This window comes from Chitinophaga sp. 05T412 (assembly GCF_056396465.1).
Map to the genome: position 1 here is coordinate 165,695 of NZ_JBFTLN010000002.1, position 17,773 is coordinate 183,467.

General features: G+C 44.4%; 14 protein-coding genes. 9 read left to right on the top strand and 5 right to left on the bottom strand.

Annotated features, from left to right (window positions below; genetic code table 11):
• Positions 1–8 precede the first annotated feature (8 nt).
• Positions 9–1,613, top strand: coding sequence for a S41 family peptidase (locus AC1DFM_RS04220; protein ID WP_477075475.1), 1,605 nt, complete (start codon positions 9–11; stop codon positions 1,611–1,613).
• 205 nt (positions 1,614–1,818) lie between these two features.
• Here the strand turns inward: AC1DFM_RS04220 and AC1DFM_RS04225 are convergent, their stop codons facing one another.
• Positions 1,819–3,939, bottom strand: a complete 2,121-nt coding sequence (locus AC1DFM_RS04225) for a carboxy terminal-processing peptidase (RefSeq protein ID WP_477075476.1) — start codon at positions 3,937–3,939, stop codon at positions 1,819–1,821.
• Positions 3,940–4,146: 207 nt separating this feature from the next.
• Positions 4,147–5,343, bottom strand: coding sequence for a PQQ-dependent sugar dehydrogenase (locus tag AC1DFM_RS04230; RefSeq protein WP_477075477.1), 1,197 nt, complete (start codon positions 5,341–5,343; stop codon positions 4,147–4,149).
• Positions 5,344–5,421: 78 nt separating this feature from the next.
• Between AC1DFM_RS04230 and AC1DFM_RS04235 the strand changes: the two genes are divergently transcribed.
• Positions 5,422–6,678, top strand: coding sequence for an MFS transporter (locus AC1DFM_RS04235; RefSeq protein WP_477075478.1), 1,257 nt, complete (start codon positions 5,422–5,424; stop codon positions 6,676–6,678).
• 91 nt (positions 6,679–6,769) lie between these two features.
• Here AC1DFM_RS04235 and AC1DFM_RS04240 read toward each other — a convergent pair whose 3' ends face one another.
• Positions 6,770–7,264 carry a YkgJ family cysteine cluster protein gene (locus AC1DFM_RS04240; protein ID WP_477075479.1) on the bottom strand — a complete coding sequence of 165 codons (495 nt, stop codon included), beginning with the start codon at positions 7,262–7,264 and terminating at the stop codon, positions 6,770–6,772.
• 164 nt (positions 7,265–7,428) lie between these two features.
• Between AC1DFM_RS04240 and gcvP the strand changes: the two genes are divergently transcribed.
• Positions 7,429–10,290, top strand: coding sequence for an aminomethyl-transferring glycine dehydrogenase (gene gcvP / locus AC1DFM_RS04245; protein ID WP_477075480.1), 2,862 nt, complete (start codon positions 7,429–7,431; stop codon positions 10,288–10,290).
• A gap of 80 nt (positions 10,291–10,370) precedes the next feature.
• On the opposite strand, the gene AC1DFM_RS04250 is transcribed toward gcvP, so the two are convergent.
• Positions 10,371–11,633, bottom strand: a complete 1,263-nt coding sequence (locus tag AC1DFM_RS04250) for an alkaline phosphatase family protein (RefSeq protein ID WP_477075481.1) — start codon at positions 11,631–11,633, stop codon at positions 10,371–10,373.
• A gap of 307 nt (positions 11,634–11,940) precedes the next feature.
• Here AC1DFM_RS04250 and AC1DFM_RS04255 point away from each other — a divergent pair, with 307 nt between their 5' ends.
• From AC1DFM_RS04255 to AC1DFM_RS04265, 3 genes are all read left to right on the top strand, one after another.
• On the top strand, positions 11,941–12,453 hold the full coding sequence (locus AC1DFM_RS04255) for a hypothetical protein (RefSeq protein WP_477075482.1): 513 nt from the start codon (positions 11,941–11,943) through the stop codon (positions 12,451–12,453).
• A 114-nt stretch (positions 12,454–12,567) separates the two neighbouring features.
• Entirely contained in the window at positions 12,568–13,464 is an 897-nt protein-coding gene (locus AC1DFM_RS04260) for a hypothetical protein (protein ID WP_477075483.1), read from the top strand.
• A 37-nt stretch (positions 13,465–13,501) separates the two neighbouring features.
• Positions 13,502–14,344, top strand: coding sequence for a hypothetical protein (locus AC1DFM_RS04265; RefSeq protein ID WP_477075484.1), 843 nt, complete (start codon positions 13,502–13,504; stop codon positions 14,342–14,344).
• An 80-nt stretch (positions 14,345–14,424) separates the two neighbouring features.
• Here AC1DFM_RS04265 and AC1DFM_RS04270 read toward each other — a convergent pair whose 3' ends face one another.
• On the bottom strand, positions 14,425–15,273 hold the full coding sequence (locus AC1DFM_RS04270) for a hypothetical protein (RefSeq protein WP_477075485.1): 849 nt from the start codon (positions 15,271–15,273) through the stop codon (positions 14,425–14,427).
• A 154-nt stretch (positions 15,274–15,427) separates the two neighbouring features.
• Between AC1DFM_RS04270 and AC1DFM_RS04275 the strand changes: the two genes are divergently transcribed.
• The 3 genes from AC1DFM_RS04275 (at position 15,428) to AC1DFM_RS04285 (ending at position 17,735) form a co-directional block, all read left to right on the top strand.
• Positions 15,428–16,348, top strand: a complete 921-nt coding sequence (locus AC1DFM_RS04275; RefSeq protein ID WP_477075486.1) for a hypothetical protein — start codon at positions 15,428–15,430, stop codon at positions 16,346–16,348.
• Positions 16,349–16,356: 8 nt separating this feature from the next.
• A complete protein-coding gene (locus AC1DFM_RS04280; RefSeq protein WP_477075487.1) occupies positions 16,357–17,289 on the top strand; it encodes a hypothetical protein in 933 nt (310 codons plus the stop codon).
• 95 nt (positions 17,290–17,384) lie between these two features.
• Positions 17,385–17,735 carry an MmcQ/YjbR family DNA-binding protein gene (locus tag AC1DFM_RS04285; RefSeq protein WP_477075488.1) on the top strand — a complete coding sequence of 117 codons (351 nt, stop codon included), beginning with the start codon at positions 17,385–17,387 and terminating at the stop codon, positions 17,733–17,735.
• Positions 17,736–17,773: the final 38 nt, after the last annotated feature.

The window sequence follows — 17,773 nt, forward strand, 5'->3', positions numbered from 1 at the left end:
ATCTGATTATGTCTAACAGGAAGTTGAATGTTTTTTTACCTCTTCTCTTTGCAGTTGTATTAGCCCTGGGCATGTTCCTTGGTCACAAAATGCCGGGATCGAACAATGGAGGCGCCACTGTATTTTTTAACAAACCTAACCGGGGGCCCTTACAGGAAGTAATGGACCTGATCAAAGCTAAATATGTAGATTCTCTCAATACCGATGATTTACAACAGGAAGCTATCGAGGGTATCCTCGCTCATCTGGACCCGCACTCCATCTATATACCACCAGCAGAACTGCAACGGGTCAATGAAGATATGGAAGGCAATTTTCAGGGCATTGGCGTAGAATTCAACATCACCGCCGATACCGTGAATGTGATCAGCGTACTGAGTGGCGGCCMTTCTGAAAGCGCAGGCCTCCAAACCGGTGATAAAATTCTGAAAGTAAACGATAGCCTCATTGCCGGCAACAATATTACACCGGATAAAATCCGCAAATTACTGCGCGGTCCGGCGGGTTCCGTAGTGAACACGCTTATATTAAGACAACAAAAAGAGCTGAAAGTTCCCATCACCAGAGGCGTAATTCCTTTATACAGCGTAGATGCCAGCTACATGGCCGCTCCCGGAGTAGGCTATATCAAAATCAGCAAGTTTTCTGCTACCACCTACGATGAGTTTATGAAAGCCATCCGTGGACTGGAAAAACAAGGCATGAAGAAACTGGTGATCGACCTCAGACAAAATCCCGGCGGTTACCTCGATGCTGCTACCCGTATCGCAGATGAGCTGCTGGAAGATCAGAAACTGATTGTATACACCAAAGGTAAAGACTTCCCAAGAACCGACTATAAAACCAAACGCCCCGGCATGTTCGAAAGAGGCGCACTGGCTATCCTCACGGATGAAGGTTCAGCTTCTGCCAGCGAAATCCTCGCCGGCGCCGTACAGGACTGGGATCGCGGTACTATCATTGGTCGTCGTACCTTCGGTAAAGGCCTGGTACAGGAACAATATGACCTCGACAATGGCGGTGCATTACGCCTGACCGTTGCCCGTTATTATATTCCTTCCGGCAGAAGTATTCAGAAACCTTACGGTAAAGGCCTGGACTATGATGATGATATTGCAGAGCGCTACCATCATGGAGAAATGGTGAATAAAGACAGTATCAAAGTCACTGATACCGTTCCTTATAAAACAGCTGCCGGCCGTCGTGTATATGGTGGTGGCGGTATTACACCGGATATCTTCATGCCTTTTGATACTTCCCGCTTCACACCTACCCTCACGGCAATTTATACACGTAGTACTTTCAGCAACTTTGCCTACCAGTATTACACCAGCCACAAAGAAGTGTTTGGGCCTTACAAAGATCCTGCAACATTTGCCAAAAACTTCCAGACAACACCTGCGCTGATGGACGACTTTAAAGCCTATGCGAAGAAAGACAGCGTGCCTGGCCTGGATCATCTGAATCCAAAGGATGAAATGGAAATACGCAATCGCCTCAAAGCGATGCTGGCTCGTCAGCTGTTCAGAACAGAAGGCTACTATGAAGCCATCAATGCGGAAGATCCTGTAGTGAAGAAAGCACTGGAAGTAGTAGAGAAAGAGAAGAATTAAAGCACTTTGGGAAGACAGCATTCAAGTCATGCTGCCGGTTGCCACGATTATTATTTCAATGTTTTGATTAGTATTATAAATAGTTTGGGGAGATGAGAACAACGTTGTTGTTTCCATCTCCCCAAACTATTTCAGGAGCATAAAAAAAGCGAAAGGAGATGTAGTGTACATCTCCTTTCGCTTTTTATCTTTAAACTGATAGTTACTATTGATTTTTACGCTGCATCTTAGGTAATGACTGTACAATGAGGTCGTTCATTACATTCACCGCTTCATCGAGGTAAATATCTTTGGTTCTGATCTTCAGCCAGTCTTTATTACGGGCAATTTTAGAAGAATCGCCTCCAAATTTCTCCATATCAGATTTGATATTAATGATGTTCAGTTCTTTCACTTTATCGTTTACTGCATCATATTTTTTCAGGGCAGCGGTATTGGATTTTTGCTCTGACTTATACGTTTGCAGGTTCAGCGAATAAGTTTCCTGTTTTTCCAGTTTTTTCAGGGTGCTCAGATTTTCGTTGAGCAACTTGAAAGCCGGGCTGGCCGCCATTCTTTTCTCGCTGTTTCTTTTCAGTGACTCTGTGTTTACCGGATTATACCATGCATTAAAAGGAGCGCGTGGAATTTCATCATATGCCAGGGCATCTGAATCTTTACGTTCTGCTACTTCATAATAAGGATCTGGTAATACGATATCAGAAGCCACGCCTTTCAGCTGAGTAGAACCGCCGTTAGCGCGATAGAATTTCTGTTGGGTCAGTTTCAGGGCGCCGAGGCTACCACCATCTTTCACCGGATAGAAGTCGTCCAGGTTGAAGAGGCGCTGAACAGTACCTTTACCGAAAGTTTGGGTGCTACCGATGATCACGGCACGTTTGTAATCCTGCATAGCTGCAGCCATGATTTCAGATGCGGAGGCGCTGTATTCATTTACCATGATCGCCAGCGGACCTTCGTACTGTACATTTTTATCACGATCACGTAATACAACTGCTTCGCCGCCTCTGGAGCGAACCTGTACTACAGGACCTTCCGGAATAAACAGGCCAGCCATTTGTACTACATCCTGCAGGGAACCACCACCGTTAAAGCGGAGATCCAGGATAATACCTTCTACTTTTTCTGCTTTCAGTTTTGCTACTTCTTTTGCTACGTCTTCTGCGCTGCGGGCGCCGTTACGGTCGTTGAAGTCGGCATAAAACTCAGGCAGGTAGATGTAACCGATTTTATGTTGTCCGTTGATAATAGCGGATTTTGCGAAAGTTTCTTCTGTTACAATTTCATCCCGGATGATGGTGATATCTTTTGTAGTACCATCAACGCTTCTTACGGTGAGTTTAACAGGCGTACCTTTTTTACCACGAATCAGTTTCACGGCGTCTTCTACCGGGTATCCGGTAATGTCTACCGATTCGGCGTTGCCTTGTGCTACTTTCTGGATAACATCGTTCGCTTTTAACTGGCCTTGTTTCCAGCTGGGGCTACCGGTTACGATGCTTACCACGCGGATTTTATCGCCTTCTTCCTTCAGTTGTGCACCGATACCAAAGAATTTACCGGCCATTTGTTCTTCGAACGCACGTTTTTCATCAGGCGGGAAGTAGTCGGTATGTGGGTCCATAGTAGTGGTAATGGCATTTACATACAGGTTGAAGCGATCGTTATCATTTTGTCTGTTTTTCAGACGTTCAAAATAGCGATCATACAGTTGTTTTACTTTTACGCGGGCTTCTGCTTCGAGTTCGGTGTCAGTTTTCACTTTCACGCTGTCTTTCCCTTTATCTTTCTCGCGCATTTCCTGCAGGTCGGTCAGTTTTTCCAGCGTGCGGTATTTCAACACTTTGCGCCAGGCTTCTTTCCTTGCATTTTCGTCTGCCGGGTAGTCAACTTTATCGGGATCGAGGGTTACTTTCTCATCCACGGTGAAGTCAAACGGTTTAGCCAGAATTTCCGGATAAATGGTAGCGGCTTCTGCTACCCGTTGTTTGATGAGGGTGTTGATACTGCGGAAGCAGTCGATCGGTGCTCCTTTCAGTTCATCATCAATGTGGGTGGATAAGGGCATTAATTTGTCCACATCAGTTTTCAGGAAAAATTTCTTTTCCGTGTCCAGGCTGCGCAGGTATTTATTAAAAACTTCGGTGGAGAATTTGTCGTCGATGGCTTTCGGCTGGTAATGTCCTTCTTTCAGCATTTGTCCCACCAGGTTCATGATCACCTCATAACGACCCGGAGGGTCTTCGTTATGGCCCAGCTTATTAAAAGCTAACACGCCTGCGGAGATGCTCAGCAGCACTACCGGTATAATCACTTTCAGTCTCATATGTATCTCAATTGAACGTAAACGTTATCAAATCAAATATAAAATAAAATCACCCTTTGGGGGTGTAATTTATTCCTTTTAACAAAAAATTGGGCCAAACGGGTGCTGGGAGAGATATGCGGCGGAAAATAAATGTATTTCCGCTACCCTGCGCGTTTGTACGGTACCCGTTATATAACGGTCAAAACAGTTAGAATGTTGGCCAGACTACTCTTTCACCAGTTTGTAGACGGCTCCATGGAAGCCATCATTTCCGGAGGTGCTGGTGAGGGCATATAGTTCCCCTTGTTCATCTTCTCCCCAGCTGAGTAGCTGCATATTCCCGTTGGGAAGGCCTGATAACTGCAGCGGCGTGCGTTCCCATTGATTTCCTTTTGATTCCAGTACAAAAGCTTTTCCATTGTAATCTCCGAAAACGTACAACCCTTGCAGGGAAGGAATAGCGGCGCCACGATACACATAGCCACCGGTGATACTTATCCCCAGATCGTGGTTGTATTCGTGGATAGGTGCAATGAACTGTGACTTATCGGTACCGGCAGGAACGTTATAGTCGTGATACCCTTCCAGTACGCGCCAGCCATAATTCCCTCCCTTGACGATGATATCCACTTCTTCATACTTATCTTGTCCTACATCTCCTGCAAAAAGGAGCTTACTTTTCCGGTCGAAAGAAAAGCGCCATGGGTTGCGGAGGCCATAGGCCCATATTTCCGGGCGTGCATCGGGATGGTTGACAAAAGGATTATCTGTGGGGATGGAGTAAGGTGTACCATCGACATTTATTCTTAATATTTTACCCAGCAGGGAGCGCAGGTCCTGACCGTTGCCGGTGGTGCCATGTTTATCTCCTCCTCCACCGCCGTCACCCAGTCCGATGTAGAGATAACCATCGGGGCCAAATTGCAGCTGGCCGCCATTGTGATTGGATTCGGGTTCATCTATCTCCAGTAATATGCGGCGGGAGGCCGGATCAGCGATGTTGGGATTGCCGGCGGCTGCGGTAAACTCCACCAGGCGACTGGTATGGTTAAATCCTTTTTTAGTGGTAGGCGCGCTATAGTACACATAAAATTTATGGTTGCTCCGGAACTCAGGATGGAAGGCCATTCCCAGCAGTCCTCTTTCATCATAACCGGGATTTATACTCACCATATCCTGGCTGACATCCAGGAAAGGGGTGGGCACCGTTTTGTTTTGCTGCACGATCCACACTTTCCCTTCTTTCTGACAAAAAAATAACCTGCCGGAACCATCACCAGGTACTGCCATGTTTACGGGAGATAAGAACCTATCTGTTACCAGCTGTAGCTTCGCTTTACGGACCGGGGCTGCTGGTTCCTGTTTGGCGTCGCTACCTGTACAGGCGGCCAACAGCAAGAGTGCGGGCAATAAATATTTCATGATGCTGCAGTATTGATGCAGACTAAAGATAGCTATTAGCTTTTAGCTATTTTGTATCTTCGCACAAAACTCATCAGGTTGGACACAACGGCACCGAAAAAGAACGACCCATACGCTTCGCTACGCTTTCCGGAATTCAATTATTACCTTATAATCCGCTTTGCGCTTGTATTTGCGCTGGCCATGCAGTTTGCGATTATTGAGTGGAAAGTATATGAAATTTCCAAAGATCCTTTCTCATTGGGATTAATTGGTTTGTCGGAGGTTATTCCGGCGGTATTATTGTCGCCATTTGCAGGGCATTTGGTGGACAAGAGAGAGAAACGGGGCATGTTGCTCAAATGTGTGATTGCCTATATTTTTATCAGTTCGGGATTATTTCTACTTACCTGGGATCAGGCAGTGGCGGGCATTTCCAAACATTGGGTATTGAACCTGATTTATCTGCTGGTATTCCTGGGGGGTATTGTGAGGGCGTTTACCAGTCCATCCAATTTTACATTAATGTCTTTGCTGGTACCACGTGAATTATACGCCAACGCCTCTACGTGGAGTAGTTCGGCGTGGCAGGTAGGCGGGGTGCTGGGTCCTGCTTTGGGAGGTTTATTTATTCACTGGTTCGGGGTCCACTGGTCCATGTTGATTGTGGTATTCATATTTCTGGCGCCTTTATATAGTTTGTTGAACATCAAGCCCAAGCCTATCTACTACAAATCGAGGGGCGAAAGTTTTGTGACGGGATTAACTGAGGGGATGCGGTTTGTATGGAAAACCAAGGTGGTATTGAATGCGATGGCACTGGATATGTTTGCAGTGTTGTTTGGCGGCGCCGTAGCTATGTTACCGGCATTTGCCACTGATGTGCTGCATGTGGGGTCATTGGGCTATGGCCTATTGCGGTCTGCTCCGGCGGTAGGCGCTTTGATCACCATGTTTATACTGGCACATAAACCGTTGGTGCATAAACCCGGCATTAAGCTACTGGCGGCGATTTTTGGCTTCGGACTCACGATTATATGCTTTGGTTTATCTACTCATTTTTATCTGTCCATCTTTGTTTTGCTGATCAGTGGAGCATTGGACGGTATTAGCGTGATTATACGTCAAACGATTCTGCAACTGAAAACGCCGGACGATATGCGTGGCCGGGTGGCGGCAGTGAGCTCTATGTTTGTAGGTTCTTCCAATGAGCTGGGGGCGTTTGAGAGCGGCTTTATGGCCAGGGCTATTGGTTTGGTGCCTTCTGTAGTATTTGGGGGCTGTGTGACATTGGGCGTGGTGATTACCACTTATGTGATTTCGCCAGCCATGCGGAAATTGGATTTGAAGCCATAGCGAAAATCATAAAGCTATTGAGGCGAATGACCTTTGCGGATATTAATTCGCTTAGATCATTCGCCTCAATAGTTTTATGATTTCTGTTTTTTTATAATTTCATGGCTTCTTTCAAGCGTTCCAGCACATAGTACACTGCGGGGCAGGTGGTACTGTTTTCGTAGGTGATAGTTGGGCGTTTGAAGAAGTCGTAGCTATCTGTGTAGGGATAGTTGGCGCAGTCGCCGGGGCGGGCATCATAGATGCTGCAGTAGTTATCGGCGCCAAGGAATGGGCAGGGCGTGAATTTCAGCACATAGTCCTCATCTTTATCGATACGGAGGTAGGTGTCTTTGAAGTCGCCTTCTTTCATGCCCAGGTGTTTGGATATGCGCCGGATATCGGGACCGGTAAAGCGGGGGCTGATAGTTTTACAGCAGTTGCCACATTCGAGGCAGTCGATTTTACTGAATGCTTCGTCATGCAGTTCTGGTAACAGTTTCTCTACCCCTTTACCACGGCGGGTTTGTAGTTTGGCGAGGAACTGTTTGTTTGCCTTTTGCTTATCCTGGGCTTTTTGTTGCCAGTCTTCTAATATTTTGCTCATTTGCTGCAAAGATAGGTATTTCGTACTTGGACAAAAGTATGACATATACGGCTCTTCTCTATTCCTCATTTATCACTGTTTTACCCCGCCAGCATTGATTGTTTGGCTGTTCTTTAAAATCTGCATAGCTTTGCGCATTCTATTTCAAATTACCTGCTTACATCATGAATCTTTTTGATATTCAACAAAATGAATTCGTGCACCGTCATATAGGGCCGAATGAAGCGGAGACCAACCAGATGCTCGAAACCATTGGGGCCTCCAACCTGGACCAGCTGATTAGCAAAACCGTTCCGGGCACGATCCGCATGCAACAGCCGTTGGCTATTCCTGCTGCGATGAGTGAAAGTGATTACCTCCGCCACCTGAAGGACGTTTCACTGAAAAACAAGGTTTACCGTAATTATATCGGACAAGGTTACTTCGATACCATTACACCGAGTGTTATTCTGCGCAACGTATTTGAGAATCCAGGATGGTATACCCAGTACACGCCTTACCAGGCGGAGATTTCTCAGGGACGTCTGGAAAGCCTGCTGAACTACCAGACCATGGTAGCTGACCTGACAGGTTTGCCAATTGCCAACGCCTCCCTGCTGGATGAAGCGACTGCTGCGGCAGAAGCGATGACCATGTTCTTCAATGCGTTGAATAAAGATCATGACCATGTAACCAGACCTAAATTCTTTGTGGACAATAACGTATATCCACAAACGGTGGACGTTATTTACACCCGTGCTACACCGCTGCATATTGAGGTAGTAGTGGGTGACTACAAAACTGCCACTTTCGATGAATCTTACTTTGGTGCGCTGATCCAGTACCCTGATAACGTAGGTGCTGCTGCTGATTACCGTACTTTCATAGACAACGTACATGCGGTAGGTGCATTTGTAGGTATGGCAACAGACCTGCTGGCACTGACCCTGCTGACCTCTCCGGGTGAAATGGGCGCTGATGCTGCCTTTGGCTCTGCGCAACGCTTTGGCGTTCCGTTGGGCTTTGGTGGTCCACACGCTGCTTTCTTCTCTGTAAAAGATGAGTTCAAACGTTCTATCCCAGGCCGTATCATTGGTGTGAGCATTGACGCCAATGGTGGTCGTGCACTGCGTATGGCGCTGCAAACACGTGAGCAGCATATCAAACGTGAAAAAGCTACTTCCAATATCTGTACTGCACAAGCATTGCTGGCTAACATGGCCGCCATGTACGCAGTATACCATGGTCCGGAAGGCCTGAAAAATATTGCTACCCGCGTTGCCCTGCTGACCAACACCCTGGCCGGCAAGCTGAAAGCGAAAGGACTGAAACTGGCAGCTGATACCTTCTTTGACACCATCGTGGTGGAAAATGTGGATATTAAAGCTGCCGCCGAAGCTGCAGGTATTAACTTCCGCTATTTCGCCAATGGTAACGTGGGTATCTCCCTGGATGAAACCGTTACGCTGACAGATATCAATGATATCCTGCACGTATTCGGCGCAGGTAACACCGATGCAGTGGAAGTATCTAACGGTACTACCGGTATTGCAGCGGATTTACAGCGTACTTCTCCTTACCTGCAAAACATCGTGTTTAACAGTCATCACAGTGAATCACTGATGATGCGTTATCTGAAGATGCTGGAAAATAAGGATTTATCGCTCAACACTTCCATGATCTCCCTGGGTTCCTGCACCATGAAACTGAATGCAGCTACCGAGATGATTCCATTAAGCTGGGCACACTGGAGCAAAATGCATCCTTTTGCACCTAAAAACCAGGTAGGTGGCTATTTACAGATGGCTGGCGAACTGAGTGAATACCTGAGCAAAATTACTGGTTTTGATTCCTGCAGCCTGCAACCTAACAGTGGCGCTCAGGGCGAATATGCCGGCTTGCTGGTGATTCGTGAATACCAGAAAAGCATTGGCCAGGATCACCGTAACATCATACTGATCCCTATCAGTGCGCACGGTACCAACCCTGCATCTGCTGTAATGGCGGGTTACAAGGTAGTGATTGTAAAAGCACTGGAAAACGGTTATATCGATGTAGAAGATCTGAAAGCTAAGGCTGCTACTTATAGCAAAGACCTGGCTGGTATCATGATCACCTACCCATCTACATACGGAGTGTATGAAGAAAGTGTGAAAGAGATCTGTGCTACCATCCACGAACATGGCGGACAGGTATATATGGACGGCGCCAACATGAACGCACAGGTAGGCTTAACCGCACCTGGTTTGATTGGAGCAGACGTATGTCACCTGAACCTGCACAAAACCTTCGCTATTCCTCACGGTGGCGGTGGTCCCGGCATGGGCCCTATCTGCGTAGCCAAACACCTGACACCATTCCTGCCAGGCCACGTTGCGCTGAATGATGGCAAACCATCGAACGCTGTATCTGCAGCACCATTCGGTTCTGCCAGCATCCTGCTCATCTCTTACGCTTACATCCGTATGCTCGGATTCAATGGCGTAAAAGCTGCTTCTGAATTCGCCATCCTGAATGCCAACTACATGAAGGCAAGACTGGAAAAAGCATATGATATTCTGTACACCGGTGTTAACGGCACTTGCGCACACGAATTCATTGTAGACCTCCGTCCGTTTAAAGCATCTGGCGGTATTGAAGCGGAAGATGTAGCAAAACGTTTGATGGACTACGGTTTCCATGCTCCTACCATGAGCTTCCCGGTACCAGGCACTATCATGATTGAGCCTACCGAGAGTGAAGATAAAGGTGAACTGGATCGTTTCTGCGATGCGTTACTGGCTATCCGTGCTGAAATTGCAGCAGTAGAACAAGGCGCTGTAGATAAACAAAACAACGTACTGAAAAATGCGCCACATACCCAGGCGGTGATCACTGCTGACGAATGGACCCGTCCATACAGCCGCCAGCAGGCAGCATTCCCACTGGAATATGTGAAAGCAAATAAATTCTGGCCTTCTGTAAGCCGTATCAACAATACGTTCGGTGACAGAAATCTGATTTGTACCTGCGAACCCGCAAGTGCATATGAGGAGGCAACAGTGTAAGCAGTTATAAGGCATAAAAAAAAAAGCGGAGCGCATGTTATATGCGCTCCGCTTTTTTTATAGGTAGATGATGATATTATTTAACGACTGGGGGCCAGTATTCCTTCCAATACTTCCAGTTTACCATCGATCGGTTGTGTGATATCGAGGCCCAGTAGTTTTGCTACTAACGGGTACACATGTACGTTTTCGAAAGTGGCGATGCGGGCATTGGCTTTGAAAGCGGGTCCCCAGGCCATGAATATAGCATTCATGTGGGTGAGGTTATTATCGTAGCCATGATGTCCGGGGTGCATTTTTTTACCGTTGGTATTGAAAGCGTAGTTGGCTTCTGCGAGCAGGATAATGTCACCGATGCGGTTATATACATCTTCCTGGCCATAATGCCATCTTTCCGGCGTTTCATTTTTCAGGTAAGCGGTATAATGATTTTCGTGTGTTTTGAGGTAGTCATAAGCGGCTTTAATTTCTGTTTCATTTTTACCGTATAACATTACCTTTTCCATACCGGGCATTATTTTCAGCGGCTGTAGTTCAGGCGCATCAGGGATTTTGAGGACATTTACCGTATCTACGGCGAGCATACCATGATCAGATACCACGATGAAATTTACGGGCAGGTGCAGTTGATTTACGGCGGCCACCATTTTGCCGATGGCAGCATCTACAAATTGTACGGCACTGCGTACACTGTCGGAATCCGGACCGTATTTATGTCCCATGTGATCTACTTCCGGGAAGTAGAAAGTGATGAGGTGAGGTCGTTGGTCTTCCGGCAGCTGCAGCCAGTTTGCCACTTGTTGAATGCGCTGATCAATGCCTGTTTTTTCCTGATATTTAAAAGAATAGGTGGGTCTTATATTTTGTATGGCGCTTTCGGAGCCTACCCAGAAGTAGCTGGCACTGAGCATTTGTTGTTTCTCCGCGAGTACCCATAATGGTACACCATTGTACCAGGTGCCATCTTCTACGGCATCGCGGTTACCTACTTTGTATATGGCGTCGCGTTTGCGGTCGTAAAAGAGATTATCTACCAGGCCATGGTGGGCAGGATATAAGCCAGTGGCGAGTGAGTAGTGGTTAGGAAAAGTAAGCGAGGGGAAAGATGGTTGCATAGCGGTAGCGCGTACCCCAGCTCCGGATAACTGCAGCAGTTGAGTGGCGTTATATTTTTCTGCGTAATCATAGCGAAATCCATCGATGGAAATCATGATAACATAAGGCCTGGTTTGCTGTGTGGCGCTGTTTTTCCGTCCTTCTACAATTAGTTGGGCCGTGTCCTGTGCGTAGTTGTTGATACTGATCAAAAGCAGGGCGGCGGCGAATAAAAAAATCCTTTTCACGATTGTTGTTTTATGATACAATGGGGTAGAAAAACAGATGACGGGTTATAATAAGTTGGGCAAATTAGCTAACTATTTTCACTCTGCGCGACATAAATAAATTATGAATACGTTAATAAGTACGGAGAAATAAACGCTCGCGGAGGTATCCATCTCCCTAAATATGTAATAATATTTTAACACATATTATCCCAAAACTGCCACAAACAAGCAAAATGATAATCACTGAACAAAAATTTATATATATAATATTAATTAATTAATTGTTTATCTTTATATTAGCCTACTGAAAAACCATACAATAACTATGTCCGACTACACCTTTATTACTACTGAAGAACACTTTTTACTACAGGATGCGCTGAAGAGAAACAAGCAACAGTTGACCAAATTTGCCCTTATTGGTTTTGGGTTATTGCTGGTAGCAGCCATCATCCCGCAAATCTATTTGTATACACACAACACAATGGGTGATGCAGATGATTCGCTCCTGTCGTTCAAGAACCTTTGGTTCTGGATATGGTTGTTATCTTTTGTGATAGCGCTCGTATTTGCCCTGATTAAAGTAACAGACATCCGTTACTGGGCGATTAAAAAGGACCTTACTTCATTACAGAAAGGTACCCTGCAGGCGCCTATGGAAGCGGTTTACCTGGAAAACAATGATTCACAAACCAACATTATGATCCTGCTGGAGAATAAGAAAAAACGTTTGTTCTACTGGATGCGTGGTGCATTGGAAGGTTATCGTGCCGGGCAGGAAGTAGAAATTACGTATGCCCGTTATTCCCGTGTAATTATCAGCATTAATAAGAAATAATTGATCGCTTTTTTAAGTGCCGGGTCCTGTGCGTTGGTATACTAACGTACAGGACTATTTTATTTTGGTAAAATTCTGTCTGTATTCAATCACCTATATATTCCTAACTAAGCAATGAAAATATCCCACATCGTGGTACTTGCCGCTTCATTAATGGCAATGGCCTGTAGCAAAAAAAACGACAACACCGAAACACCTCCTGTACCAGAAAAGGTAAAAGATAAATACCTGCTGAAAGGGATTACCCAATGGGCCGATTATGGCGGTGATACGATCCGGCTTCGCTATTCATACAATAGTAAAAATCAATTAATTGAGGTTTCGCAATACTACGGAGAACAGGCTTACCAAATACCCGGATTTAATAGTCGTACTACATTAAAATACAATGATGCAGGAAAAGTAGGAGAAATAAGACACCTATACCTTGCAAAAAATAAGCCTGAATATGTGGCCTATGTGGACGCGCTGGTATGGGATACGAAAAAAGTGACCTTATCCACCACTGATTACTTAACGGACCCCAAGGGCGTACCCGTTGCGTATGTTACCTCCTATAATTTAAATGCAAACGGACAAGCTTCGCTAATAACCGGGTATGATTATATCACCCTGGACTATCAGAAAAATGATCTGCTGAAGTTTTCTCAAAATATGAATATTGCGCCCAAACCTCCCAGAGAGGAACGTTTAAATCATGTTGAAAATACATTTGAGTACGACTCAACGGCCAATCCATTTTATCAACTATTCTTAGAAATGCCATTTTTCCAGGACCGTTTTTGTTTATCATTTGAAACTTATGATATCATCACCAGTGAGCACAACGCCAAAAGAGCAACAGAGACTCGTTACTATATAGACGGACCAAACCCTACCAAAAATTTCAAAATAACTAACGACTGTGACGCAACCACTGGTCTTCTTAAGTTGAAAACACTGGAAGGACATGGACCCAGCAATAACATCTATCAGATTTACACCAAATACGATTATGTAAAAGTGCCTTAGCCAGTAACTTTCTACCTATAAAAAAGATAACAAACCTATGTTTACATTCAAAAAAGCTACTGCGCTGAAATGCATAGCAGTAGCAACATTCCTGGCAATGGCTGGCTGTGGCAAAAATGATAATAACGTTACACCGGAACCGGAAACACCGAAAGACAGATACCTGATAAAAACGGTGGTGTATGTACCTATTATGGATAGTCTCGACTTTCAATACAACAACAAATATCAATTAACGCGCATCAGAGTCAGCATTGGAAACCAGGCGGGAAGTATCGGGAATAAGATGATGACCTATGATAATAACGGACGACTTACGTATACCGTGGAATCCCGCACAGACAGTCTCATACCAGTTGTTTACGACTCTACTGTATGGCTTGGAAACAACGCCACATTTTATAGAAGATATCTGACCAAGGCTGCAACTGCCAACGATACCTCCAGGTATGAATACAACAGTGCCGGACAACCAATTTCTATGATTCGTCCGCTTCGTTCCGAGGAATACATCTACCAGAATGGAGACCTTATGGAGCTCAGAACAACTACCTCATATGGCACTCCCGTTAAATTAATAACAACTTACGAATATGACACCATGCCTAATCCGTTCTATGAAATGTATCTGAACAATACATATGTTAATTTACATTCAGTCACCAGCCCCTACCCCATATTACCCAGTAAACACAACGTTACCAAAATAACCACCAACCGCAGTGCTAACGGAGGGCCGTTTTATTCGTTTGTAGAATTATATGAAAATAAATATAATCCTACTACTCACTTGCTGGAAGAACAAATTCATAAATCCATAACTTCTCCCGGTGATACCGCCCGATCCACTACTGTGTTCACCTATATAAAGATGCAGTAACTACTCCGGCAAATCATATATCGCAAAAGCCCTTATTCTTCTGATACAGAAAGAATAAGGGCTTTATTATAACAGATACACTACTTCGCTTTGATATAACTGAAAGTACTGGTGGTCGTATATTGATACCCATCAGAATAGGTCTCGGTCTTTTCCTGCTCAGATACCAATCCTGTTACCGGGTCAACCTTATAACGAATATCTGTACGGGATTTGGGGCCTATGATTTTAGTCGCGTTATGCTCACTAAACGAGCAATAACTACTTATATAGAATGTTATGTCATAAAAAAATGGGTTCTGAACGAACACCTGGTAAAACGGATTCAGCTTATCATTATACTCATAAGTGGTGAGTGTTTCTTTTCCCGTCCTATCTATAGTAATCAGCTTAGAAATGTCTTTATTTTGATATTCATATTTCTCCAGGTAATCCAATGCCAGGTTATCAAAGTAATTGATTTGCCCGTTTCCATTTAAACGAGTGGTTACAATAGGAACAATGGCAGTATTATCCACATGAATACCATATGACAGCATTTCGGAAGCAGAAGTCCATTTGAGTGAATCAATGAACACTAAGTTTTCCGGCTTATACAAAGCAGGATAAACATACTGTTCTGCCCTGATTACTTTTCCTGCGTMGTTATAACGGAAGCGGCTGTGGCTGTACAGAAAGTAGGCCGCGGCTCCTTCACCAACATAACTATCCGTTACCTGATTTTTATCATTGTAAACGAACCGTACGCTATCTTTTCCTTTACCAGCATCATAACGAACACTAACAGTACTAAGCAGATAATTATCCTTCGGCGTTACCACCGGAGGAACAACTATTGGGGGCGTTGTTGTTGGGGGTTCCAGGCTCTTTTCCTGTTTACAGGAAGCCACTATCAGTATCAGCAGGAGGAATAAACAAATTCGTTTCATTGTTGGCGGTTAAGGGATTATTAGCAGGTAAAGATAACCCAATTTTATTGCTATTCATCTCCCTCATAATCTTCATCTTGATAACTTTCGAACACGTTCGTTTCCTTATTTAATCGCTAATTTTGATTCCTGATTGTTCTATAACCTATTCTCTATGCTGTATGCAAAAAAAAGCGTGCTGTACTACGCTACCGTATTGTCATTGATGTTGGCCCCTGCCTGTCAGTGTAAAAAAGACACCACCCAGCCTTCCAAACCGGAAGAAATTCCCAAAGACAGCCGCCTGGTAACCTCCATCCGGATCAACAATGTGCCCAAAGACAGCCTGGTATATAATGATCAGCAACAGGTGACAGAAAGATGGGATTACAGTACTTACAAACGCCAGTGGCAAAACTATACCACCTATACCTATAACGGGGGCGGCTATGTTACCATGGCCAAATATTATAATGAAAATGATAACACCAGCAAAAGCCTTAGCCAGAAAGACTCGGTAGTATGGCAAGCCAGTAAGTTATTCATCTATACTACAAAGTATCGGGAAATGGGAACTGTTGTTGCTACCCGCGATACCACTACGCTGGCCCTTAACAGCAACAATCAGTTAACACTACTGGGCACCAAAGATACCCTCAGTTTCCTTCCCTATCTTAACAATAAATTTGTACTTTATATAGATTACCAATATACGGGCAACAATATCCGCAGCTTCAACTTCATGTCTTACAACATCATGATTGGGAATGCCGCCAGCGAAGCGATATACAAGGATAACTTCGAGATGCAATACAATCAAACCCGTAATCCACTTTACAAACTGGTAGCCAAAAATCCGATATTATTCCGCACCCTTATCGGCGAAAATTTCCCCGGCACCAGCAACCAATACTTTCCTTTCCTGGGCAGCGAACGTTATGTGACAAACATAAAATACCAATCAGAAGCTATTCCGCTGACCAATGTACCAGTTACCTATAAAATGGTGGACACCACTAACTATGCACAAACACAAACCTTCACAGGATTGAATATGGTGATTAGTTATGGCTATAAAAATGTAAAACTGAATTAAGTAATTTTATGAAAACTATAAAAGTACTGTACATCATCGCCATCCTGGGAATACTGGGAAGTATGGCATGTAAGAAAAAAGATAACATAACCCCGGAACCAGAACTTATACTGGGCCCAGGAGAGCACCTGTTACGATCCATCTATATTAATAAAACGATGACGGATAGCTTTGCCTATAATTCCAAACAACAAATTATCACGTACGTTACCCCCCACTATCGTTTCCACATAGCATATGATGAACATGACCTACCTAAAAGCGTTGAGACTTATCAAAAAAAAGATAACAATTGGAATTTGATGTTGAAGAGTCAAATCTCGTTCAGCAACCAGGAAATAACATCATATGGGGCAGGCATAGATTCCATCACCAATGGCAGTAAATTATTTATGACGGATACCATCCATATGCTGCTTGATAACAAAGGAAGAGTAATACAATCTATAGATAGCGAGCTTATAATTATCGGCACCTTACGACTTCGATTTATAGATACTTACAAGAAGACTTATGTCAATGACCAGCTGGCAACTGTAGAACTGAAGTCCCTTGCATATGAAAAAAACCAATACCCCACCGCTGGAGAAAAATCTTTTGTACTGGAAGACTCCAGATATGATTGCGACTATGAAAATGTTCCAGGAACATTGGCTGCTATTCGCCAATCAAATCCTTACCTGGAAGATATATTGCTACCGTTTCTTCATCCACTATCAATCTCGTTCCTCAGGGGGAAAATCCAGTCAAAACTCAAACACTTCAGTAATGCTAGCGATGTTGTAGGATCTAACTACACAAGTGAAGCCACCTTTACGGATACCTATTATCCTAATACCCCGTATGTGAAATCCAGAAAGACTACATTACTATCAGGTACTCTTACCAGAGACCAAACCAGCACTTTCACCAGTCAATTCTATTATACTCCGTTACCATAGCAACGTATCTCATTTGTACATGTAGAATATCCAAAAATTTACTGATTTTTGTATGCAGCCAATCTGCATTCAAAAATCAGTAAATCATTATCATCATGACCCTCGCTCAATTTCAGGAATATTGCCTTTCTCTTCCCGGTGTCACTGAAGAATTTCCTTTCGGAGATCAAACCCTGGTATATAAAGTAAGCGGTAAAGTATTTGCCCTCAGCGGCATAGAAGATTTCCAGGCCATCAATCTGAAATGTGATCCGGAAGAAGCCGTAGAGCTGCGTGAACGCTATGAAGGCGTTATTCCTGGCTATCACATGAACAAGAAACACTGGAATACGGTGGATGTACACTCCGGTATCTCCAACAAACTGATACTGGAATGGATTAAAAATTCTTACAACCTGGTAGTGGCCAGTTTACCTAAAAAAGAGCGGGAAAAGCTGGGGCAATAACCGTTCCCCACATAACCTGACAGCCATCCATATTTTTT